The sequence below is a fragment of the Acidobacteriota bacterium genome (assembly GCA_018001935.1).
GTDB lineage: Bacteria > Acidobacteriota > JAAYUB01 > JAAYUB01 > JAAYUB01 > JAGNHB01.
This window is the reverse complement of sequence record JAGNHB010000020.1, coordinates 40,120-62,019: the sequence shown is the minus strand read 5'-3', so window position 1 is coordinate 62,019 and position 21,900 is coordinate 40,120. Positions and strand designations below refer to the sequence as shown.

The window sequence follows — 21,900 nt, the reverse complement described above, 5'->3', positions numbered from 1 at the left end:
CCGGCTTTTCAGCGGTCCAACGCCCCCTCCCAAAGCCGGGACAGGAAGATTTCCCAAGGCCAGATATGAAGCCCGTCAGCGGTCCGGCGATACTCAGGGTCCAGGCTGACGACCCCGAGGACCGGGACGAGCCCCTCTTCCCGGAAGGCCCTCAGCCCCTTCAGATGCCGGTCCCCGACCTGGTCCGCCCCCTTGACCTCGACCGCGAACCGCTCGCCGACGACGAAGTCCACTTCGAATTTTGACGTGGAGCGCCAGTACTGCAACGGCATGTCCTGACGGGTGTAGGACAGCCATGCCCTCAGTTCGAGCGCGATGAAGTGCTCGAAAGCCCGGCCGAAAAGTTCGGAACCGGTCTCGATCCGCCCCCGCCGCGTGAGGCTGTTGACCACGCCCACGTCGAAGAGCCAGAATTTGTTGCGCGTGATCGCCTTGCGCTTGGACGTCCTCCGAAAGGGAAGCACCGGGAAGCCGACCAGGGTGTCTTCCAGGATCGAGAGGTAACTTTCAACCGTTCGCGCGGGTACCCCGCAGTCGCTGGCGATCGCGGCGAAGTGAACCTCCTCCCCAGATCGAGCTGACGGGGGTACCAGTTCTCCACGACGTTTCCTCCTGCCGATTGTCATCATAATCGGCAACAACGTTGCGGATCAAGAGTAATTCAACCCAGGAGCGATGCTCATCTGGAACGTCCCCGGCCATCCATGGATTCGCATCCCGGCGATCGGCCGGGTCACGGCACGGCGAGGAGGAGGACCTTCAGGGCGTCGGCGGCATCCACGCGGCCGTTGCCGTCGGCGTCGGCGTTGGCGGCGCAGAGGGCGATCTCCGCGAGGGTGCCCGCCAGGAAGCGGTGGAGCAGGACCGCGTCCAGGGCCGTGACGCGCTCGTCGCCGTCCAGGTCGCCGGGGAGCGGCGGGGCCGCGGGGCGGCGGGCGACGGCGTCGTAGGACCAGCCGCTGCGCAGCAGGTGGAGCGTCGCGCTCTCCAGGGCCACCGACTGCCGGGGGCCGACGCTGGCCGACGACGAGACGTAGGTGGAAAAGGCGATCGAGCCCATCCCGGCAGAGTCCAGGACCAGCAGGGCGGACTCCTGCTCGGTGGCCGGGTTGATGGTCAGCCGCGCGGGCCCGGACGAGGTGACCCGGACCCCGTAGTCCAGGAGGAAGCCGACGTAACCGGGGTGGAGGGCGAGCCCGTATTCCACGCCCCCGGCGCGGTTCTCGTCCCAGGCGCCGGACTCCCAGACCCGGGTCCCCAGGACCGCGCCGCCCAATTGCCCCGTGCCGGGCATCTCCCGGAGGGCCCCGTGAAAGAGGGCCAGGTCGTCGCCGGTGTCGTCGAACCAGACGGCGCCCTTTCGGGCGTCCGTCTCCACCTCGCCGTTCACCGTGCCGTCCAGGAAGACGGGGGCGGGCGCATACCCCGGCGCGGGGACCGCGGCGGGAGGCCGCCCGGCCAGGTGCCGCCCCGCCAGGTCGTAGCGGTAGCCTTCCGTCAGCTGCGTGAGGAGGAGGTGGGTGAAGACCGGCGGCTTGCCCGGCTCGAGGAGCCGCCGGGTGGCGCCCGTTGACTGGATGAGGGTCACGGCCCCCTCGCCGCGGACTTCGGCGATCCGGTCCGGGTCGATGCACAGGGCCGTGCAGTCGTCGAGGCCGACCCCCAGGACGTCCCGGCCCGTCTCCGCCAGGCGGGCCAGGAAGACCGGCAGGCGGCCGATCCGCGCCCGCTCGGTGAAGTGAGTGTCGAAGAGGACGTTTTCCGTGAAGGCGAAGAAGTCGGTGGTGAAGCTGACCAACGGCGTGTAGGGGTCCCGGAGGGTGTCCCGCCCGTAGGCCGAGCCGTTGAACGCGTCGAAGACTACGTCGCTGAGGATGTGGGCGCCGGCGCTGGAGCCGCCCACCACGCCGCCCCCCTCCCAGACCTCCCGGACCGTCCGGGCGAAGCGGGTCCCCTTCCAGGCCTGGACGTACCCGGCCTGGTCCCCGCCGGTGAACCAGACGATCCTCGCCGCCGCCACCGCGTCGTGGACGGCGTCCGCCTCGGCGTTGGCCGCGGTCACCACGAGGGTGGCGGCCGAGGAGGCCCCGTAGAGGAGGAAGGCGTCCCGCGCTTTCGTCCCCGGGTCGGAGGTGGAAACCACGAGCGCCGGGCCGCCCCCGGCCCGCTGCACCATCCACCCGAACACCGACGCGCACCAGGGGGCGGTCCCGGGCGCGCCGCCCCCCTCGACGCAGAGGTAGCCCCGGCCGGCGGAAGCGCCCGGGATCCAGGCAACGAAGAGAAGCAGGAGCGGCAGAACCCGGGGGCCCCTGGCCAGGCGTGCGCCGAAGCCGCCGGAACGATGCCCCGTCCGGATGGCTGATCTCTGGAAACTTGCCATCTCCCTTTTCCCTCCAATGTGAGGCGACGTGTGAACCCGTTTTATCTCTGTTGCCGCCGGCCGCCCGGCGCGTTAACCCTGCCGTGCCCGGAGATCGGGGGCGATGAAAGGCTCGAATGCCCGGGTCGGTGGCGCCCTTCCCGGCTACGATACCCGGGACTGCTATCTATCCCCCCCGCCACGCCCATCGATGAGCCAGGTGTCCAGAACGTCCGGGAGGTTCTCGACGACCTGTTCCGAGGACGTTCGGACGGCCCGTTTCTGCTCTTCGGCGGTAATGCGGATGACCATCATCATCACGAGGGGATTGCCGAGGAAGTCCAGCTTGGCCAGTTCGCTGCACAGAAACGGTGGCACCGTCATCGCATACGTGAATCTCGGGTCCCCGATACCTTCAGGGAACGGTACGGTGTGAAAATAGTGCAGAAAGGTATCGTCCTGGAAGGGCATGGTGCCCAGGACATGCAGGAGATCGCCGGGCAACTTTCCCTCACGGCTCGAGGCACACATGAGTTCACTCCGAAAAGTACTCCCGTCTGGAAGTACCTGAGGAAAATCCGACATCCCGCTCGTGACGTAGCACCAGAAGGGGCGTCCCGGCGTCGGCGGGAACCGGTGGACGTCCACGTGCGGGGCACCCAGGGTCGGATGGAAGGTCACATCGGAGTTACCCAGAATGCCCCAATACGCCTGTGAGCGAACCTTCTCATAATCGACGGGAGTGTCCGGATGAACCGGGAAGGCACATCCGGAATACGGAGGCTGGACGGTTAAACGCTCGTTTTCGCTCCCGGCGCAGATGTGGTCATGGAGTTCCTGTTCTGTCACTGCAACCTCCCCTTTCCGCTATTCCTCCCAACCGCCGGTGAAGGGATCTCTTGAAACAGCCCCATCACCGGTCCCACCAACATTGCTCCAAGCCGGCGTCCTGTCCGCCGGTCTCCCCTTTCCCGTGTTCAATTCACCAACCATCAACAGCGCGGATCATCAGTGTAAATTAGTGTTATTAGTGGTTTACCCCTCACTCCAGCAAGCCGGGGCTCCGCTCGGACGGCACGTGGCCGAACTTTTCCCGGAACAGGCGGGAAAACTGGGCCGGGTCGTCGAACCCCAGGCGGGCCGCCGCCTCCCGTACGGACACCCGGCCCCGGGACCCCCGGAGCATGGTCCGGGCACGTTTCAGTCGTTCCTCGAGGATGGCGTCCTGGGGAAAGCTCCCCGTCTCCTCCCGGTATTTCCGGTTGAACTCGGCCCGGGGCAGCCCGAAGCGATCCGCGAGGCGGTCCACCCCCAGGAGCGGGAGGTCCTCGCTGGGAACGCAGCGCAGGAAGAACCGGACCTTCTCGCCCAGAGAAACGGCGGACTGTTCCAGCTGCCGCACGAAGCCCACCACCTGGGACAGGAAGGCCGCGGCCTTGGCGGCGGGGTCGGGCTCCCGCAGGAAGGGTTCCGAAAGACGGATCTGCCGGCGGACGAGCGCTTCCGGCTGGTCGCCGTAGAACAGGAGGAGGATCCCGGAAACCACGGTCATCAACCGGGTGTCCATCAGTTTCAGGTTGGGGCCGCAGGCGGCCTCGAGGCCCCGGGCGTAGCTTTCCAGCGCCGACGCCAGCCCCTCGAGGCCCCGGGCGTGGTAGACCTTCAGGATCGCCCCCGCGGTGTCCAGCGTCTTCGTCACGTCCGACATGGTGTCCCCCCGTGTGCAGGCTGCATCCGCCGTCTCCCGGCCGGTTCACTGTATCCGTACGCCCGCCGCAAGTCAAGGCGTTCGAGGGGTCCCGGCCCCGACACCTCGAACGGGGGGGCCGCCCCGCCGGCCGCGGGGCGTGGCGTTGCCGCGGGAACCGGCGGGGCGTTCCGTCGGCTGAGGTTTCGGTTGACTCTCCGCCCGGATGGCCCTACAATACAAAATCGACATTGTGGAGACAACATATGAATGAACAACGAAAGAGTTGGCTGAACGGGATATTCATGGGTTTCTTCCTGGCGTTCCTGGCGGCCTGCGGGCAGGGCGACCCGGCGGGTGCGGCCGCCCCGGCCGAAACCCCGGCGCCCCCGGAGGAGACCCTCTCCGCCCCGGGCGGGACCCGGCTCGGCCTCTACCGTCCTGGCGCCAACACGTTCCACCTTTTCAGCGCCCCGCCGAAAACCCCGTGCGACGTCACCGCCCCCGCGGGCGGCCCGGGCGACATCCCGCTGACCGGCTGCTGGGACGGGCCCGACGCTTGGGGAATGGGGGTCTACCGGCCGTCCACCTCCACCTTCTACCTCTGGCACGGCTTCGTGCCGGGGACACCGTTCGCCACCGTCCCCTTCGGCGCCCCGGGCGACATCCCCGTCGTAGGCGACTGGGACGGCGACGGGAAGTGGACGGTCGGCGTGTACCGGCCCAAGGACGCGGTCTTCTACCTCCGAAACCACAACGCCGGGGGCGTCCCCGACATCACCGCACCCTTCGGGGCGCCGGGGGACGTCCCGATCGTCGGGGACTGGGACGGGGACGGCACCACCACCATCGGGGTCTTCCGCGCGAAGGACGGCATGTTTCACCTCCGGAACGCCAACTCGGCCGGGGAGGCCGTGGTGAGCGTCCCGCTCGGCGGCAAGGGTGACATCCCCGTCGCCGGCGACTGGACCGGCAAGGGCTGGTGGACCCCGGGGGTCTACCGGCCGTCCGAAAGCCGGTTTTACCTGCTCAAATCCGTGGCATCCGACAGCAAGCCCGGGATCGTCATCCAGATGGGGACCCCGGGCGACCTCCCCGTCGTCTGGCGCCCCCCGGCCTCCCCGAAGACCGCGGCCCCGGCGCCCAAAGCCCCCTGACCCCGCACCCGGGCCGGACGCCCGCCGGGAGAACAGGCATGAGAAACAGACACGGAAACGACAGCGGCGACGCACCGGTGACCCCGCGGCCCACCGTTGTCGTGATCGTGGTCAACTGGAACCGGTGGCGGGACACCGTGGAGTGCCTGGAGTCCGTCCTGGAATCCACCTACCCCCACTTCCGCATCGTGGTCGTGGACAACCACTCCACGGACGCCTCCCTGGACTCCATCGGCCGGCACTTCCGGCAGAAAGGGGTCCCCTGCGCCCTCTTCAGGGGGAAGCCGCAACCGGGGGGCCGGCCGGCGGAGGAACCGGGGGCGACCCCTCCGGGGGACGCGCACATCCTGCTGGTCCCCCTGGAGAAGAACGGCGGGTACGCCTTCGGGATCAACCGCGGCGCCCACGCGGCCCGGGACTTCTGGGCCGGCCCGGGTTCCGGCACCCTTCTGTGGGCCGTCAACAACGACATCACGGTGGCGCCGTCGGCCATGTCCCACCTGGTGGCCGAAATGGGCCGGGACGAGCGAACCGGTTGCGCCGGGTGCCTCGTGATGCACTTCGACCGCCGGGACGAGGTCCAGACCTACGCGGGGACGCGGCCGTTCAGCCCGGTCCATCTCCCCGGCTACCTTTTCCGCGGCAAATACCTTTACCACGGCCACCGGCTGCCGCTGCCCAAGGGTGCGCCCCGGGAGATCAAGGGGCACCTCTACGGCGCGTCCATCATGATGAAGCAGGAGGTCTTCGACCAGGTCGGGGGGTGGAACGAGTCCTACTTCCTCGAGTTCGAGGACGTGGATTTCTGCCGCCGGGTCCGCCGCGCCGGGTACCGCCTCATCGGGGTCGCCGACGCCCAGGTGTTCCACAAGGTCGGGGCCAGCAAGGGGTCCCGCTCGGGGGCGGTCCAGCCGAGCCGCTTCCTGGGGATCCCCAGCCGCCGCTACCTCAAGAACATCGACATCCCGTTCTACTACCGGGTCCGGAACGAGATCCTCTTCCTGCGCAAAAACTATGCCGCCTGGTTCCCGCTCCTGGCGCTGACGGCCCTGCCCGCCCTCAACCTGGGCCGCCTGGCCGGGATCTACCTCTACAACGACCCCGACAAGATGGAGCGGGTCCGCCTTCTCCTGCGGGCCATGCGCGACGCCTTCCGCAAACCCGCGAAGGCCCCACGGCGCTCCCCCCTCCACCTCGCCGGCCACGTTTCCACCCCGGCGAAGACCCCCACCTCCACCGGTCGCTGACCCCCCGCTGATTTCGCGCCGTCGAAAAAAAATCGGACCGATCGGTCGGATCCGACCCATCGGTCCAATCGGAAACTGCGGGGAGACCGGCGGGGCCGGGCGCCCCGCCGCTCCACCGCGGGTTGAACCGGGCTATTCCGCTTCCGCCTTCCCGGGGAAGTTCACGTGGTTGAGCGTGACCCAGACCGGGTCCACGGTCCCGGGGGAAACGGTGGAGAGGACACCGGTCCCGTCCAGGAACCAGAGGGTCATGGCCCCGGTGGCGGCGTTGCGCCAGAACAGGTCGGCCTTCCCGTCGCCGTTGAAGTCGCCGGTCCCGGCCACCTTCCACTGGGTGTCGGCCACGGCGCCCAGGGAGACGGTGCCCTTGACCCCCGCGGACGCGTTCAGCAGCCAGACGGAGAGGTCGCCCGCGGCGTTTCGCCAGTAGATGTCGGAGATCCCGTCGCCGTCCACGTCGTCGAGGCCGACGATCTTCCAGGTGGTCGGGATGGTCCCGGGCGAGGCGTCGCCCGCGAACCCGGCCTCGGTCTGGTACCAGATGGACATGGTCCCCGTGTCGTGGTGGCGCCAGAAGAAGTCGGCCTTCCCGTCACCGTTGAAGTCGCCGGAGCCGAGGACGACCCAGCTCATGTCCGAGATCCCGCCGGCGAAGGTGGACCCGGACACGCCGGTGGGGGTCATGAGCCAGACCGACAGGAACCCGTCGGCGGTGTTGCGCCAGAGGATGTCTGAGATCCCGTCGCCGTTCACATCGTTGGCGCCCTGGATGATCCACGACAGGGCCACCGAGCCGAGGGAGAGGTCACCGGCGAACCCCGAGGCGTTGACGAACCAGATGGACATGGCCCCGCTCACGGCGTGCCGCCACAGGATGTCGGTGTAGCCGTCCTTGTTGAAGTCGCCGGTGGCGGCCACTTCCCACTGGAGGTCGCCGATGCCGCCGAGGAAACCCGAGCCCAGCAGGCCGGCCTGGTCCATGAACCAGTCCGACAGGGTCCCCAGGCTGTTGTTGCGCCAGAGGATGTCGCTGCGGCCGTCCCGGTTGAAGTCGAAGGGGACGGCGGCGCTGCCGGTGGCGGCCCGTATCGTCACGTCGTCCACGCAGACGCCGTACCCGTACTTGGCCTTCCCCTGGAACGCGACCCAGTAGGTCCCCGAAAGGTTGGGCAGGGTGACCGTGCGCTGGGTCCAGGCCGGGGTGTCAGACGTGTAGACGGCGTCGGGGATCAGGGTCCAGGCGCCGCCCGCCGCGTTCCGGTAGTAGATGCGAAGCTCGTCCTGGTCGGAAACCCACTTGGCCTGGGCGTGCCAGAAGCTGAGGGTGGCGGAGGAGGCGCCCGAGAGGTCGAGGGAAGGGGTGACGAGGCGGGTTTCGATGCCCGTGGCGCTGTTGTAGTAGAGCCGGGCGTTGTAGGTGCCGCCGTGGGCCGCGGCCGGGTGGCTGCTGTAGCCGCCGGTGGCGAAGGTCCAGTTGGTGGTCCCGCTGACGTTTTCCTGGGTCCAGCCCGCCGGGATCGCCCCGCCGTTCTCGAAGCCCTCGGTCAGCAGGGCCGGGTACTCCACTGTCAGGGTGACGGCGATCTGCTTGGAGGTGGGGGTGGCGCCGGGGTCCGTGACGGTGATCACCGCCGTGTAGGTCCCGCAGGGGAGGCTGGCGGTGGCGTAGTTCACGGTGATGGTGTCGTGTTCCCCGGTGGAGGTGCCGGAGGTCGGCGTGCAGCTCAGCCAGGCCGCGTCGTCTGTGAGGGTGTAGCTGACGGTCCCCAGCCCCGCGTTCCAGACCTCGAAGGACTGGGAGGGCGCCGACACCCCCTGCGCGCTGCTGTTGGCGAGCGCGGTGGTGCTCAGCCCGATGGTGGGGACGGTGGGGGCCTGCTGGAAGTTCACCCCCCACAGGTTCCCGACCGCCCCGTTGTCCACGGAGGTCCCCACCACCTTGCCGGCCTGGTCGGGGAAGACGTAGCCGGTCTTGGCCGCCGTGACCGTGTAGGTCCCCGCCGGGATGTGGACCAGGGCGTAGATCCCGCGGCTGTCGGTGGTGTCGGTGTAGCCGCCCGCGGAGACGGTGACGCCCGACACGGGGTTGCCGTCGGTGTCCACCACGCGGCCGCTCAGGATCTCGCCGGTCCCCGAGGTGAAGACGTTGTAGACGCACTTGTAGACCGTGTCGAAACCGGCCCAGGTGCCGATGTTGGGCAGGTCGTACCAGGCGTCGTCGGACCCGGACCACCCCATGTTGAGGTGGTGGTACAGTGTCCCGGCGTTGTAGCCGTACCCGTCGCAGACGATGGCGTGGCCGCCGGCCGTGCCGGTGATCCCCAGGAGCACGGGGAGTCCCGCGTCCAGGTTGGGGTTGGCCATCTCGTTGTAGCCGTTGCCCACCAGTTCGCCGCCGCTGCGGTAACCCTTGACGGCGTTGCTGTATCCGAACAGCGACTTGAGGGCGGTGGCGGACTTCAGGGTGTCGGTGCCCGACCCGCTGCTCGTGTAGCTCATGTTCACGCTGATGCCGCAGTCCCAGGTGAGCCGGCCGATCATCTGGCGCTGGGCCTCGGGGGTGGGGCTGGGCGGGTCGAGGGGCATGCTCGCCCAGGCGTACGCACCGCCGGCGTCGTCGCCGCCGCGGGTGTTCCCGCTCTGGGACGAGCCGTCCACCGTGTAGCTGTAGGAGTGGACGCCGATCCCCGCCGTGGGGAAGGAGTGGAAGCGAATGAGCTGGGCCATGGCCGTGGCCACGCAGCCGCAGACGTAGTTGCTGGGCGTGTAGTAGTTGTAGCAGTTGCCGCCGCCGTCGGTGGACTGGTTCCACCGGCTCCCGACCAGGGGCGACACCCGCGGGTCGTCCACGCTGGGGATCGCGGCCTGGGGTGCGAAGCCCGTCAGGGCCGCCCACTTCTCCCGGGCCAGGCGCTGGAGGCCGCTGGGGGCAAAGCGATCGCCCCTCCGGAGACTCTCCGCCTGGAGGGAATCCACCCAGGCCAGGCGTTCGGCCATGTCCCGCGAAAGGAAGTCGAACAACGGGTTTTTCGGGTCCGGGTCAAACACCCCGGTGGAAGAGAACACGATGACAGGTTCGACCAGGTCGTCGGTGGACAGGACAATGAATCCCGCCGGGCGCAGCTTCACCAGGTAGAAGAGGGGTTCACCGCGTTCGCCGGGAAACGCCAGGACATCTTCGATCTGCGCGCTCATCCGGGTATTCTGGGCCGTGGGGAACAGCGCCAGCCAGGCCTGGGCCGTCTCCACCGCCCGCCGGCCGTCCACCCGTTCCGCCAGGGATACCGACACCAGGGCCAGCATCACCAGGATCCATCCCGCCACCATCCGCTTTTTCATGAATCTCCTCCTCTCGGGGCTCGTTACTTCCAGAATTAACGGCATTGTAAACGGTCTTTCCTCGAAACGCAAGCGGTCCGATCGATTCGAGAGCATTCCCCGTCACCGGCTCGAGGGTCCGGCCGGTTTCCTCCGGCCTTCCTGAAACCGCGGGGGGGGGCAGAGGGGTTCAACCCTCCAAATGAACCATTTCACTCCGGGCTCAATCCGTTAGAGTGGAGCCAGAGCATGCCCTTTCGAAACCCCTTCGTTGGAACATTTCCGGTTGCCGCTCGGGTTGAGCCGTGGTATGTTGGGATCGGTCATCGTCTTACGAACGGCGTACCCCGGCCCTGCCCCGCAACCCACTCCCGGACGGGAACGGGACCAACCGTGTCGTTCCGCGAGAACGGGCGGCGGATTTGGACGTAGAACAGGTTTCGGGCGACAGGTTCATTCCCGGCCGGCCCTTATGGGGGACCGCCGGTGGTACGGAAGCACCGAGTGGAGGCTGACTTGAGTCCCAGCACATCGTTGAGCCGTGACGACCTGATCCTTTGCGTGGAACTGGGCAAGGCCCTGACGGCGGAACTGGACCCGGACCGTTTTTTGGAGGTGGTCCTGGAGAAGATCTCCGAGGCGATCCCGGCCACCAACTGGTCCGTCCTCCTGGTGGACGAGATCTCCGGCGCCCTCCAGTTCGCCGTCACCGTGGGGATCCCCATGGAGAGCGTCCGCCACCTCCGCCTGGACCCCGGCGTCGGGATCGCGGGCGAAGCCATCCGGCGCAAGCAGACCCTGGTGGTCCCCGACGTTCGCGAGTGCCCCTTTTTCGACCAGCGCGCCGACGAACTGACCGGCTTCCGAACGGAGTCCGTGATCTGCGTCCCCCTGATGTACGGCGGCGAGGTGGTGGGCGTGGGCGAAGTGGTCAACCCCGCCGATTTCTCGGACCGCACCACGTCCCTCCTCGAGATCATCGCCGAGTACGCCGCCATCGCCGTGGTCAACACGCGGCGGTACGTCCAGATCCGGGACATGAGCCTGCGGGAGCACGTCACGGGGCTGTACAACACGCGCCACCTCTACCGGTTCCTCCAGCGGCAGTGCCGGAAGGGCGGGCCGCTCTCCCTGATCTTCCTGGACATGGACAATTTCAAGTCGGTGGTGGACACCCACGGCCACCTCAACGGGACCCGGGCCCTCCAGGAAGTGGCCAAGACCCTCGATGCCTGCATCGAGGAACCCGCCTTCGCGGTGAGCTACGGGGGGGACGAGTTCGTGGTGGTCCTCCCCGGCTTCACCAAGGACGAGGGGTACCGCAAGGCCGAGGAGATCCGGGAACGGATGCGGCAGACGACCTACCTGACCGGCAAGGGGCTCTCCGTGAAGCTCTCCGCCAGCTTCGGCCTGGCCGCGTGCCCCGAGGACTCCTGCGACCCGGAAACCCTCATGGCCTCCGCCGACCACGCCATGTTCGGCGCCAAGTACATGGGGAAAAATTGTGTAAGGTAAAAAGACACCCCCGCGCGGCGCGGGGGTGTCTTTTTACTAGAAGGGCACGTCGTCGTCGGTGATGGGGGCGTCCATGACCGGGGGGGCTTCGCGGACGACGGCGGGTTCCGGGTGCTCGGCGTGGGAGGGCCCCGCGGGTTCGTATGCGCCCGATGCCTTCGGTTCCAGGATCTGCATGTCGCTGAGGTTGATCTCGGTGATGTAGCGCTTGTTCCCGCTGTTGTCCTCGTACTGCCGGGTCTGGATGCGGCCCTCGGCGTAGATCAGCTTACCTTTCCGGAGATACTGCCCGCAGGTTTCCGCCAGCTTGGCCCAAGCGACGAGGTTGTGCCACTCGGTGCGGGACTGCCGGTCGCCGTTCTTGTCGACCCAGGAGTCGTCCGTGGCCAGCGAGAAGCGGGCCACCGCCTGGCCGCCCTGGGTGTAGCGCAACTCGGGGTCCTTCCCGAGACGCCCGATCAACATGGCCTTGTTCAAGCCTCGCATGTTTCCTCCTTTTTCATTTCGTGGTCTTCCGTCTGACCGGTGGGGTGGCCCCGAGGGCCTTGAGCTTTTCCTTCGCGATATTGGCCTCGGTGGAATCGGGAAATTTCAGGATGACGCTGCGATACTGGGTGATGGCGGACGCGTTGTCACCGGCGTTCTGATAGGCCAGCCCGCTCTTGAGGTACGCAGCGGCGGCCCAGTCGCTCTTCGGGTAGAGGGAAAGGACCTGGTTGAACGCCGTGACGGCCTCGGTCCACTTGCTCTGGTTGTAACAGGAGTCGCCGACGTAGTACTGGGCCTTGTCCGCGAATTCGGATTCCGGGAAGTTCTTCAGGAAATCCTGGAAGCCCTGGATGGCCAGTTCGTAGTTCCCCTGGGTGTAGTCGCTGTAGGCCAGGGCCAAAAGCTTGTCCTCGGGGAGCGTCACGGTCTTGCCGTCCGGGCCGGTGGCGGTGGAGGGCAGCCGCTGGCCGAAGGCGTCCTTCAACTCGGCGATCTTGACCTGGCTTTCGTCCACTTTCTTGTAGAGGCTCGCCACCTTGATCTCGAGGTCCTCGATCTTCGCGCCGAGGGTGCGGATCTCGTTGAGGATGTCCTCGATGTTGTCCGAGCCCGACTTGAGCTGCTCGGCCTGGGCGGCCCGCGTCTCCTCCACGATCCGGGTGATCTTGTTGAGGTAGTCCGTCATCTGCCCGTAGAGGGTCTTGGCGGCGCCGGCGTTCTCGTCCACGCTCTTCTGGAGCATCCGGACGGCGTTCTGGAGGTTCAGCAGGTCGGCCTGGATCCGGACCAGTTCCTGGGACGCGGCCGGGACCGCCAGGGCAAACCCCGTCACGACGATGAGGGTCAATACGGCTTTCTTCATGGTCTTCTCCTACTTCACCAGCACAAAATGGGCCCGGCGGTTCTTCGAGTACGCGTCCTCGGACTTGCCGGGGTCGAAGGGCTTCTCCTTGCCGTAGGAGATGGTCCGGATGCGGGCGGACTCCACCCCCAGGGAGACCATGAAGTCCCTCACCGAGGTGGCGCGCTTGTCGCCCAGCGCCAGGTTGTACTCCTCGCTCCCCCGCTCGTCGCAGTGCCCCTCGACGACGATCTTCACCTTGGGCAGCTTCTCCTGGAGGACCTTCGCGTTGGCCCGGAGGATGTCCTTGTCGGAATCCCGCAGCTCGTGGCGGTCGAAATCGAAGTAGACGTCCTTGATCTCCGTGCGGAAGATCTCCGCGGCCTGTTCCTCGAGGGACAGCTCGTCGATCCCCCCGCGGCCGGACGTGCCGTCGTCGGGGACCGCCGGGGGCTTGCCCGTCACCTCGACGGTGGCCGTCGCTTCCGCCCGGCCGCCCCGGCCCGTCGCCACGGCCCGGTACTCGGTGGTGTCCTCGGGCTTGATGACGGCGGACCCCTGGGCCGGGAAGCGACCCACGTCGTCGATGGCGACCTCGTCGGCATCGGTGGTCGCCCAGCGCAGGGTTGTGCTCGCCCCGTAGGCCACCGAGGCCGGCTCCGCGGTCAGGCGGATCGTGGGGGCGGGCGGCGTTGCCGAGGCCCCCGAATCCCCGCCGGCGCCCGTTCCGGACCCGGGCGGGTACGGCAGGGGCCGCTTCTGACGGCAGCCGGATATGCACAGGGCGGCCAGGACGACGAGCAGCCCGGCGCACAACGTTTTTCTCTTGCCAAATCTCATGATGTTCCTCCGCGTTGTCCTCTCATCCTTACTAACGTTTTCACGGGAAAAAATCCGAAGAAAATTTTTACTTTTTTCCGAGGTAACCCGACCAGTGGGGGTTCGAGCAGCCCTGGCCGCGGGTGATCTGACGGAGCAGCGTGCCGTCGTAGAGCATGGTGAACAGCTCCGTCGACCCAGTCCGGTCCGACTGGAAGACCAGGTGACGGCCGTCCGGCGCCCAGGTCGGGTTGTCGTTGTTCCCCGCCCCGTGGGTGATCTGGAAAAGCTTCCGGGTGGCGGTTTCCACCACGTAGATGTCGAAGTTGGAGTTCCGGTCGGGCTTCCACGCGAAGGCGATATAGCGGCCGTCGGGGGACCAGTCGGGCGAGGTGGCGTATCCGCCCTCGGTGAGAATGCGGTCCAACCCGGCCCCGAAGGCGTCGCAGAGGTAGAGCTGCGGGTTGCCGGACCGCCCGGAGATGAAGGCCAGTTGCTTGTCCGTCGGGCTCCAGCAGGGGCTGACGTCGATGCCCGGGTTGTGGGTGATGTTCCGGGGGTTCGCCCCGTCGATGCCGGAGACGTAGATGTCGGTGTCGGAGGCGTTGTCCAGCCGCCCGGAAAAGGCGATCTCGGTCCCCCCGCGGGAGAAGGCCGGCGTGGTCAGCATTCCGCCGGCGATGGGGAAGGCGGCCGCGTTCTTCCCCGACACGGACATGATGTACAGCTGCGGGTTCCCCCCGCGGAACGAGGTGAAGCAGATCCGTTCGCCGTCCGGGTGCCAGACCGGCGTCAGGTTGATGCCGCCGTCGCTGGTGAGGTTCTCCAGGTTGTAGCCGTCGTAGTCCATGACGGCGATCTCCTTGCCTGTCGGGGTTTTGCGCTCGCAGAGGACCCGGGTGCAGGCGATCCCCTGGGACGCGCCGGCGGTCAGCACGGAGACGATCTTGTCGGCGACGAGGTGGGCGATGCTCCGGGCATAGGACGGCTGGGCCTTGAACTGCTTGCCGAGGACCTGCTCCTCCGTCCGGGCGTCGAACACCCGGCACTCCACGACCAGGGCGCCCCCCTCGATGCGGGCGTTCCCGATCACCACGAAGTCGACCTTGAAAGACGCGTCCTGCCACTCGGTGAAGACCATGTCCTCCTTCTCCCCGATGCGCCGGGCGGGGTAGTAGGACCTGGCGAGGAGGGAGAAGAACCCCGCGTACTCGAGGTCGTTCCAGAGGGTTTCGTTCAGCGTCTTCAGGGGCCCGGACAGGCTGGCCTCGGCCTGACCCGCCTTCGGTTGGAAATCCGGGAGGGCCAGCACCGTATCTTTCGCCGGCCGCGGGCGAAGGACCACCGTGGAAGCGGCGTCCTGGGCCGGGCACAGGGAAAAGCCCGCGATGAGGACCAAGAACAACCATCCAGTCTTTTTCATTATCGACCTTCCGTTTGGGCGGATTTGGCGGACACCCGCACCCCCGTGGGTTGCGGCGATATCCGTACAATACTATACCGGAACGCCTCCCCGGTCAATTTCGAAAGGGGAAGTCGAAGGAGACCACCACCGTCACCCGCTCGTTCTTCAGGGTGGCCGGGAACGGGATCAGCCGCCGGGAGCGCTCGATGGCGCCCTTGGCCGACCGAACGAAGGCCTCGGAGGCCGCGAGGTCCTCCTCGAGGACCCGGTAGTCCTCGATGACGCCGTCCCGGCGGATGACGATCTCGATGGACACGTGGTGGGTTCCGCGGAAGTCGGTCCCCAGGTTCGCGAGCCAGTTCTGGCCGATGCGCTTCTCCACCAGGCTGTACCAGGACTCCCCGAGACCGCTTCCGGGGCCGTTCCCCGGGCCGACCGACACGCCCGTCCCCCCGCCGGACCCGCCGCCGCTGCCCCCGCCGGTCCCGCCGCCCGAGGCCCCGGCCCCGCGGCCGATCCCCGACTTGGTCAGGTCATCCCCGCCGAAGCCGCCCTTCGCCTTGCGGACGCCCTCGGCCGTCTCGGCCGTCCCCTCGACGGGAAGCCGCTGGAAGGGGTAGACCGTTCGGTTGTCGGGGGAGAGGGTGAGCTTCTCGGGCACGGGCCGGGGCGCGGGCGCTTTCGGCTTGTCCTTCTCCGGTTTCGGCTTCCGGGTGTCGGTTTTCGGGGGCTTGACCGCCTCCTTCGCCAGGAAGTCGTCGGGACGGGGCGGCGCCTTGGTCTCCTTGACCGGCGGTTCCGGCCTGGCGGTCTCCGGCGCCGCTTCCGCGGCCGGTTTCACCGCCGCCGCCGGAGCGGCTTCCGGGACGAAGGCCGGCGCCTCCAGGGGTTTGAGGGGCGGCTTGGTGAAGTCGTCGCCCACGGGGAGGCCGCCGGTCAACTCGACGCCGATGGAATCCCCGAGGCCGCCGCCGCCCCCGCCGCCCGCGGCGTCGAGGACCGCGTCGGCCCGGGGCCTCCCCCCGAAGAGCGTGCTCAGGTAAGGCCAGAGGACCACCGCGGCGAAGACCAGGCCGTGCAGCGCCAGGGAGATCGCGAGGGTTCGCCGCGCCCGCCCCTGGTAGACGAGGGTCTCGTACCGGTAGGTCCGGGCTTCCGCGCTCATTTGACGCCTCCCCGGGGAAGCGGTTTGGTCACCACCTGGATCTTCGTGAACCCTCCGGCGTGCAGGGCGTCCATGACCTTCACCACCAGGGCGAAGGGCACCTCCCCGTCGGCCTGGAGGTAGACGGGAACGTCGCTCGAGCCCATCTCCCGCTTCAGGCGGTCCGCCACCTCGTGCAAGGCGGCCGGGCGGCTCATGACGAAAACCCCGCCCGCCTTCTCCACGGTCACCACCGCCTGGGAGCCGCCCCGGATCTCCTTGGCGCTGCGTGTCTGGGGAAGGTTCACCTCGATACCGGACTGGATCAGCGGCGCCGTGACCATGAAGATGATGAGCAGCACCAGCATCACGTCCACCAGGGGCGTGATGTTGATCTCCGCCAGCGACGACTGGGTCCGCCCTTCGGGCGAGGTGAAGGCCATGAGGAACCCTCCCTTCGGTTAGGTGAAATTACGCTCGATCAAGTTCACCAGTTCCGTGGAAAAATCGTCCATGATGGACGCCATGTGCCGGACGCGCGAAAGAAAGTGGTTGAAGAAGATCACCGCGGGGATGGCGGCGAAGAGCCCGAAGGCGGTGGCCACCAGGGCCTCGGAGATGCCGGGCGCCACGGCCTGGATGGTGGTGGTCTTCTCCTGCCCGAGGCCGTGGAAGGCGTTGATGATGCCCACCACCGTCCCGAAGAGCCCGATGAAAGGCGTGGCGGAGGCCGTGGTGGCCAGCCAGTTCAGGGAGCGCTCCAGGGCCGTCAGTTCCACGGCGCTGGACTTGCGCAGGGCGCGCTCCACGGAGTTGATGCTCTTGATGAGGTGGGCGGAGGTTCCCCCGTCCTCCAGGGCCGAGCGGACCCGGATCTGGGCGTTCATCTCGCTGAACCCCGCCAGGAAGATGCCGACCAGGGGGCTGTTCTTGTAGGCGCCGCTGGAGCGGTGGATGTCCGCCAGGGTGTGGCTCTCGTGGAAGACTCGGAGGAACTGGTTGGAGGCGCGCTCCACCCGGGAGAAGAGGGCGATCTTCCGCAGGATGATGGCCCAGGAGAGCACCGAGAAGGCCAGCAGGATCACGTAGACGGCCTGGGCCACCAGGCCGGAGTTCCGGATCAGCTCGAAAAAGCCGGAGGACGCCGCCGGGGGGATCGAGGCAAAGGGGATCGGCATGTCGCAAGTCTCCCGTCGTTCAGTTTACCGACGGATCATTATAGTCCCCCTTGCCTCTTTTTTCACCCCCGTTGTGGCGACGGCGGACGGAACGACGGTTTCCCTCGCCCGCTCACGGGATCGTGCAAACCAGGCGGAAGCCGATGGTGGCCAGGTCCGTCTGAGGGTCCTTGGCCTCGCGGTTGGCGGACCGGACCCGCTTCGCCTCGTCCAGGAAGCTCCCCCCCCGAACCACGCGATCCTCGCCGTTCGCGGGCCCCGAGTACCCGAACTGGCTCCCCTCGGGGTAGGGGGCGTAAACGTCCCAGCACCACTCCGCCACGTTGCCGTGGGTGTCCGCGATCAGCCAGTCGTTCGCGTAGCGGCTCCCCGACGGGTGGGTGGTGGCGCCGGCGTTGGCCGCGAACCAGGCGTGGTCCTCCAGGTTCGCGTACTTCCCGGGCGTGACCGGGTCGGCACAGTTCAGGAGGCTGTAGCCCGTAGCACCGCACGAGAAGGCGCCGGTGGTGCCCGCGCGGCACAGGTACTCCCACTCCCCCTCGGTGGGGAGGCGGAACCCCGGGGCGTTGAAGTCGCAGAGGATCGCCCCCGTGTTGTAATTGGCGGCGCTCACGGGGATCAGGAACAAGAAGTCCTTGTAGTAGCAGGGCCGCAGCCCGCTCGCCTTCGACAGCAGGTTCGCGAAGAGGACCGCCTCGTTCCAGGTGACCTTCTGAACCGGGTGCGAGTTGTCGCTGCCCGGGAAGTCGTAGCTGGGGTCCGCCGGCAGGGTCGGCTCGGCGGATTTGAGATACGCCCACATGGAACGGGTCACCTCGCGGGACATGGCCGCGAAGGAACGGGTCAAATGGTGTTCGAAGGCGATTTCGTCGCTCCCCTGGCACCCCTCGAAGGGCGCCGCCCCCTGCGTGAAGCTCCCCTTCCGGACGTAGCGCAAATCCCCCACGAAGACGTTGAAAAGTGGATCGCCCGAATCGTTGACCAGCCACGGGCGGGCGGTGAAGAAGAGGTGCCGGTCCCCCGCCGTGTTCCCCGTGATGTTGATGGGGGGCGGGATCAACTGGTCTGAATTCACCACCAAGGTGTCGATGTCGGCATAGGCCACCCCGCTGAAGATCCCGTCGGTCAAGCGGACGAACTTGCTGAACGGCGGGATCGTGAAGGACTCCGACGTGGCCACGGTCGCCCCGTTCTTCAACCCGGTGACCTGGACGTGGACCGCGGCGAACAGGGGGTTCACCAGGGCCAGACCGGTGTAGGAGAACCAGGGCCGGACGGAGTTGGGAAGCACCCATTCGTCCTTTCGCTCGTTGTCGAGGAAGAACTCGCAGACGCTGGCGGTTTCGCCGAACTGGTAGGAGGCCTTGACGATCAGGGTGCTCGCCGACTTCAGCAGGAGCGAACCCTCGTAACCGAGGTTCACGGAGGAAATTTCCTTCCACGACCGGGCGGAGACCGTGCTGGAGGAAGAGCCCTGCTCGTTCCCGGACTCGTCGTAGCGATCGTAGGTGAAGGTCGCGGTGGAGGTCCCCGGGTTGTAGACCTGCAGGCTCGTCTTCCAGCCCCCGGCGGCGGTGATGTGGGGGCACCACACGTAGGTGGAGTACGCCTCGGGGGAGCACTCCCCCCCGAACCCTTCCGGTTTCGCGGCCGCCGCGGCCACCAGGGGGCGCCCCGAGAAGAAGAGGTGGCGGTCCCCGGCGAAATTCCCGGTGATGCTGATGGGCGCGGGAATGGGCGTCTCCCCGGTCTCGAGGGTGAAGGTGTCCGCGTCGTCGTACCCCAACCCCTGGAAAATCTGGTCCGCCATGGTGACGTAGCGGTAGTGGGACCCGATGGCGTAGATGCTGTTGTTGGCGATGACCTGGCCGTTTTTCCACGCCTTCGCATGTTCCAGCACCATCGTCCCGTCCGTGGGGTTGACCATCGCCAGCCCGGTGTAGTCGAACCAGGGTCGGACCGCGTTGGGTAAAAGCCAGGAAGTGCCTTGATCGCTCTGGAGGTAGAATTCGCAGACGCTCGGCGAGTCCCCGAACTGGTAAGAAGCTTTCACCAGGAGGTTGTCCGACGAGACCACCCGGGCGGTCCCTTCCACGTTCAGGGCGGCGGACGGGACGGTGAACCAGGCGTGCTTGGGAATGCTCGCCAGATAGACGGCCCCTACCTGTTGTCCCCAGTTATCGTACTTGTAGAGATCGATCGCCGCACTCTGGTTGCCGCTGTTGAAAAGGGAGAGGCTCGTCTTCCAGCCCCCCGCGAACGTGACGTGGGAACACCACGCGTCCGTTCCCGCGGCGACGGGGACCGTCAGCGCCCCGCAAAAGAGGGCGAGGAAGGCGATTTGTCTGGTCACGGTTTTCATAGCACAGCACCTCCGTGGGTTGTCAGGGGCTCGCGCTCCCGCGGCGCTGCCCGGATCGACCCCCCTGCCCCGAAAACCGCCGGGGCTGGCCCGGCAGGTCCGCGGGGCCCGGGGGCCTCCTCGTTAACTTGGACGGACACCCCCCGGGGTTTCCCCCCACCGGTGATGAAAAAGAGTGCTCCCCTTCCCTTCCAGGGGCCTAAAAAGAGCCGCGCCCCGCCCCTCTCCCCCGGACCGAGGGGAGGGACAGGGCGCGGCCCGGCGTCAGAAGGCATCGATATGAATCCGGTACTGGGAATTGCTGTAGACGCTCGGGGTCCCCCGCACCACGACGTTGTACTCGGCGCCGCCCGCGGGGGTGGTCCAGACGATGGGCTCGGGGTCCCGGGAGGTCGAGGCGGTGTGGGAGACCAGGAGGGCGTTGCCGTCGGCGAAGCGCAGTTCCACCGTCAGCTCGTCGTAGCAGCCGATGTTCTTGCACAGCGGCGTGATCACGAAGGTCTTCCCCCCCGACAGGGCGATCCGGTAGTAGTCGACCTCTTCCCCCGCCGGGCACTTCAGCGACCCGTTGAGCTCGGCCGGGAGCATGTGGATCAGGTTCGCGTGGGTTGCGTCGTTGTTGGGCTCCTGTTTCTGAAAGTGGCTGTAACCGTCCGCGTTCTCGAACTCGAGGGGAAGGGTGGACAGGATGTTGTGGGACATCCGCAGGGCCACGGGGGCGACGTCGGTGTCGCTGGTGAGCAAGAGGTGGCCCCGGAAGGCGTTGCCGAAGTCCACGGTGGGGAAGATCTCCGTGACGAAGCGGGAGTAGTGGCCCTTCGGCGGGATGGCGACGTCCGCGGTCCCCTGGGAATCGCCCGTGCGGTTCATGAGCAGGAGATGGACGTTGGCCGTCCGGCCGTTGGGGTTGGCGATGGCCAGGCCGCAGTCGGTGTTGGAGACCACCAGGGGCTCGAACAAGCCCACGGTGACCGCCATGTTGAAGCCGGCGCCCGCCGGGGAGGACGGGACGCCCACGTCCCCGTCGATGACGGCATCGATGCCGGCCTCGTGGTAGGTGGTGAAACCCACCGACGTGGTGAGGGGATACTGGCCCTGCACGTGGGCCCAGCCCACCGCCAGGCCGCTGCCGCCGGCGATGGTCTTGAGGGTGACGGTCTCCCGGCCGGACAGGGTGAAGGTGAAGGTGGAGTGCGTCCCGTCGATGTCGTTGCGGTCGGGGCTGTCCAGCTGGACGCTCCAGGCGGTGCCGTTGTCCTTGTAAAACTTTATCGTCACCGTGTTCAGAGCGTTCTTGGTGTTGGTGAGGGTGAACCGGGTCATGTAGGTGGTGGGGCTGACGTACCCGCTGACGGCCTGGGGGAAGTAGTAGTCGGAGTAGCCCAGGGCGCTTCCGGCCAGGGCCAGGAGAAGGGCAAGGCCCAGGACGGCCTTCAGGGCGGGGTTGAAACGGCGGTACATGATTCCTCCTTGTTGGGGTGTTTTCGGTTTCCGCGAAGGCGTGGCCTTCACGACGCCGATTATGGGGAGGTTGGCCGGGGGAGTCACTACAAGGGCGTGCAGTCCCGCAAGGGGGGTGAAAAGGATTCGTGCCGCCCGCTCGCGTTGAGGGGATGCCGGCAGGATGCATGCGCTCCCCGGCGGCGGGCGTGGCCCGCGCGTCAGACCAGGGACTCCTTCAGGGCCTTGGCGACGGCTTCGCTCCGGGTGTGGACGTGGAGCTTCTCGTAGATGTTTCGCAGGTGGTAGTTGACGGCGTGGGTGGTGACCTTGAACCCGGCGGCAGCCGACTTGATGGAGTGCCCGTCCACCAGCATCCGGAGCAGGCGCGTCTCGTGGGGGGAGAGTTCGTACTCGGACTTGCGGGGCGGGGGGTTCTTCCGGAACAGCTCCATCACCCGCCGGGCGATCTCGGGGGACATGGGCGCCCCGCCGGAGAGGGCCTCCTGGATGTACTCCATCAGGCGCGCCGGCGGGGTCTTCTTCAACAGGTAACCGCTGGCGCCGGAGCAGATGGCCTGGAAGATCCGCTCGTCGTCGTCGTAGACGGTGAGCACCAGGAGCAGCATCCGCGGGTAGCGGTCCTTGAGGATCCGGATCCCCTCGATGCCGGACATGCCGGGGAGGCCGATGTCCACCAGCACCGCCTCGGGGACCTCCACGGGTCCCTGTTCCAGCCACCGGAGCGCCTCCTCCATGCTCCGGTACTTCCCGCAGCACTGGAAGCCCGGGGTGTTGGCAATGAGATAACCCAGGCCTTCCCGGATGGCGTTCTGGTCTTCGATGATGGCGATGTTGAGCACGGCGGCTTCTCCTTCGGTCGTGTGGGGCACCCTTCCGGCGCCCGCCCCCGGCGGGGCCGCGCAGGGTCCCGCC

At 67.4% G+C, this 21,900-nt stretch carries 18 protein-coding genes; 3 read left to right on the top strand and 15 right to left on the bottom strand.

The window, feature by feature from the left end; translation table 11 throughout:
- Positions 1–8 precede the first annotated feature (8 nt).
- The 4 genes from KA419_09945 to KA419_09930 all read right to left on the bottom strand — a co-directional run bounded on the left by KA419_09945 (position 9) and on the right by KA419_09930 (position 4,070).
- Positions 9–464, bottom strand: coding sequence for a DUF4143 domain-containing protein (locus KA419_09945; protein MBP7866260.1), 456 nt, complete (start codon positions 462–464; stop codon positions 9–11).
- A 269-nt stretch (positions 465–733) separates the two neighbouring features.
- Positions 734–2,383: a Type 1 glutamine amidotransferase-like domain-containing protein gene (locus KA419_09940; GenBank protein ID MBP7866259.1), complete on the bottom strand. Its 1,650-nt coding sequence runs from the start codon at positions 2,381–2,383 to the stop codon at positions 734–736.
- Positions 2,384–2,545: 162 nt separating this feature from the next.
- Positions 2,546–3,211 carry a suppressor of fused domain protein gene (locus KA419_09935; protein ID MBP7866258.1) on the bottom strand — a complete coding sequence of 222 codons (666 nt, stop codon included), beginning with the start codon at positions 3,209–3,211 and terminating at the stop codon, positions 2,546–2,548.
- A gap of 193 nt (positions 3,212–3,404) precedes the next feature.
- On the bottom strand, positions 3,405–4,070 hold the full coding sequence (locus KA419_09930; protein MBP7866257.1) for a helix-turn-helix transcriptional regulator: 666 nt from the start codon (positions 4,068–4,070) through the stop codon (positions 3,405–3,407).
- 245 nt (positions 4,071–4,315) lie between these two features.
- Here KA419_09930 and KA419_09925 point away from each other — a divergent pair, with 245 nt between their 5' ends.
- Both KA419_09925 and KA419_09920 read left to right on the top strand, forming a co-directional pair.
- Positions 4,316–5,206, top strand: a complete 891-nt coding sequence (locus tag KA419_09925; GenBank protein ID MBP7866256.1) for a hypothetical protein — start codon at positions 4,316–4,318, stop codon at positions 5,204–5,206.
- 38 nt (positions 5,207–5,244) lie between these two features.
- Positions 5,245–6,453, top strand: a complete 1,209-nt coding sequence (locus KA419_09920; protein ID MBP7866255.1) for a glycosyltransferase family 2 protein — start codon at positions 5,245–5,247, stop codon at positions 6,451–6,453.
- Between the two features lie 132 nt (positions 6,454–6,585).
- Here KA419_09920 and KA419_09915 read toward each other — a convergent pair whose 3' ends face one another.
- A complete protein-coding gene (locus tag KA419_09915) occupies positions 6,586–9,792 on the bottom strand; it encodes a C10 family peptidase (protein MBP7866254.1) in 3,207 nt (1,068 codons plus the stop codon).
- A 495-nt stretch (positions 9,793–10,287) separates the two neighbouring features.
- On the opposite strand from KA419_09915, the gene KA419_09910 reads away from it, so the two are divergent.
- A complete protein-coding gene (locus tag KA419_09910; GenBank protein MBP7866253.1) occupies positions 10,288–11,286 on the top strand; it encodes a sensor domain-containing diguanylate cyclase in 999 nt (332 codons plus the stop codon).
- A 36-nt stretch (positions 11,287–11,322) separates the two neighbouring features.
- On the opposite strand, the gene KA419_09905 is transcribed toward KA419_09910, so the two are convergent.
- The 10 genes from KA419_09905 to KA419_09860 form a co-directional block, all read right to left on the bottom strand.
- Positions 11,323–11,772 carry a single-stranded DNA-binding protein gene (locus KA419_09905; GenBank protein ID MBP7866252.1) on the bottom strand — a complete coding sequence of 150 codons (450 nt, stop codon included), beginning with the start codon at positions 11,770–11,772 and terminating at the stop codon, positions 11,323–11,325.
- A gap of 13 nt (positions 11,773–11,785) precedes the next feature.
- Entirely contained in the window at positions 11,786–12,637 is an 852-nt protein-coding gene (gene ybgF, locus KA419_09900; protein MBP7866251.1) for a tol-pal system protein YbgF, read from the bottom strand.
- Between the two features lie 9 nt (positions 12,638–12,646).
- Complete coding sequence (gene pal / locus KA419_09895; GenBank protein MBP7866250.1) at positions 12,647–13,456, bottom strand: peptidoglycan-associated lipoprotein Pal; 810 nt, start codon at positions 13,454–13,456, stop codon at positions 12,647–12,649.
- A gap of 67 nt (positions 13,457–13,523) precedes the next feature.
- The gene (locus tag KA419_09890; protein MBP7866249.1) at positions 13,524–14,858 is read right to left on the bottom strand and encodes a PD40 domain-containing protein; all 1,335 of its coding nucleotides are present in this window, start codon (positions 14,856–14,858) and stop codon (positions 13,524–13,526) included.
- A 94-nt stretch (positions 14,859–14,952) separates the two neighbouring features.
- On the bottom strand, positions 14,953–16,005 hold the full coding sequence (locus KA419_09885; protein ID MBP7866248.1) for a TonB C-terminal domain-containing protein: 1,053 nt from the start codon (positions 16,003–16,005) through the stop codon (positions 14,953–14,955).
- Entirely contained in the window at positions 16,002–16,427 is a 426-nt protein-coding gene (locus KA419_09880; protein ID MBP7866247.1) for a biopolymer transporter ExbD, read from the bottom strand. Before KA419_09880 ends, KA419_09885 begins: the two co-directional genes overlap by 4 nt.
- Before the next feature lie 18 nt (positions 16,428–16,445).
- Complete coding sequence (locus tag KA419_09875; protein MBP7866246.1) at positions 16,446–17,162, bottom strand: MotA/TolQ/ExbB proton channel family protein; 717 nt, start codon at positions 17,160–17,162, stop codon at positions 16,446–16,448.
- A 112-nt stretch (positions 17,163–17,274) separates the two neighbouring features.
- The gene (locus KA419_09870) at positions 17,275–19,524 is read right to left on the bottom strand and encodes a formylglycine-generating enzyme family protein (GenBank protein MBP7866245.1); all 2,250 of its coding nucleotides are present in this window, start codon (positions 19,522–19,524) and stop codon (positions 17,275–17,277) included.
- Between the two features lie 264 nt (positions 19,525–19,788).
- Entirely contained in the window at positions 19,789–20,985 is a 1,197-nt protein-coding gene (locus KA419_09865; protein MBP7866244.1) for a hypothetical protein, read from the bottom strand.
- Positions 20,986–21,185: 200 nt separating this feature from the next.
- Positions 21,186–21,827, bottom strand: coding sequence for a response regulator transcription factor (locus tag KA419_09860; GenBank protein MBP7866243.1), 642 nt, complete (start codon positions 21,825–21,827; stop codon positions 21,186–21,188).
- Positions 21,828–21,900 lie beyond the last annotated feature (73 nt).

Excerpts from the sequence above, each read along its gene's own strand:
- KA419_09930 (MBP7866257.1), bottom strand. The coding sequence starts at position 4,070 with ATGTCGGACGTGACGAAGACGCTGGACACCGCGGGGGCGATCCTGAAG.
- KA419_09890 (MBP7866249.1), bottom strand. The coding sequence starts at position 14,858 with ATGAAAAAGACTGGATGGTTGTTCTTGGTCCTCATCGCGGGCTTTTCC.
- KA419_09905 (MBP7866252.1), bottom strand. The coding sequence starts at position 11,772 with ATGCGAGGCTTGAACAAGGCCATGTTGATCGGGCGTCTCGGGAAGGAC.
- KA419_09940 (MBP7866259.1), bottom strand. The coding sequence starts at position 2,383 with ATGGCAAGTTTCCAGAGATCAGCCATCCGGACGGGGCATCGTTCCGGC.
- KA419_09920 (MBP7866255.1), top strand. The coding sequence starts at position 5,245 with ATGAGAAACAGACACGGAAACGACAGCGGCGACGCACCGGTGACCCCG.
- pal (MBP7866250.1), bottom strand. The coding sequence starts at position 13,456 with ATGAGATTTGGCAAGAGAAAAACGTTGTGCGCCGGGCTGCTCGTCGTC.
- KA419_09870 (MBP7866245.1), bottom strand. The coding sequence starts at position 19,524 with ATGAAAACCGTGACCAGACAAATCGCCTTCCTCGCCCTCTTTTGCGGG.
- KA419_09880 (MBP7866247.1), bottom strand. The coding sequence starts at position 16,427 with ATGGCCTTCACCTCGCCCGAAGGGCGGACCCAGTCGTCGCTGGCGGAG.
- KA419_09865 (MBP7866244.1), bottom strand. The coding sequence starts at position 20,985 with ATGTACCGCCGTTTCAACCCCGCCCTGAAGGCCGTCCTGGGCCTTGCC.
- KA419_09915 (MBP7866254.1), bottom strand. The coding sequence starts at position 9,792 with ATGAAAAAGCGGATGGTGGCGGGATGGATCCTGGTGATGCTGGCCCTG.
- KA419_09885 (MBP7866248.1), bottom strand. The coding sequence starts at position 16,005 with ATGAGCGCGGAAGCCCGGACCTACCGGTACGAGACCCTCGTCTACCAG.
- KA419_09875 (MBP7866246.1), bottom strand. The coding sequence starts at position 17,162 with ATGCCGATCCCCTTTGCCTCGATCCCCCCGGCGGCGTCCTCCGGCTTT.
- ybgF (MBP7866251.1), bottom strand. The coding sequence starts at position 12,637 with ATGAAGAAAGCCGTATTGACCCTCATCGTCGTGACGGGGTTTGCCCTG.
- KA419_09925 (MBP7866256.1), top strand. The coding sequence starts at position 4,316 with ATGAATGAACAACGAAAGAGTTGGCTGAACGGGATATTCATGGGTTTC.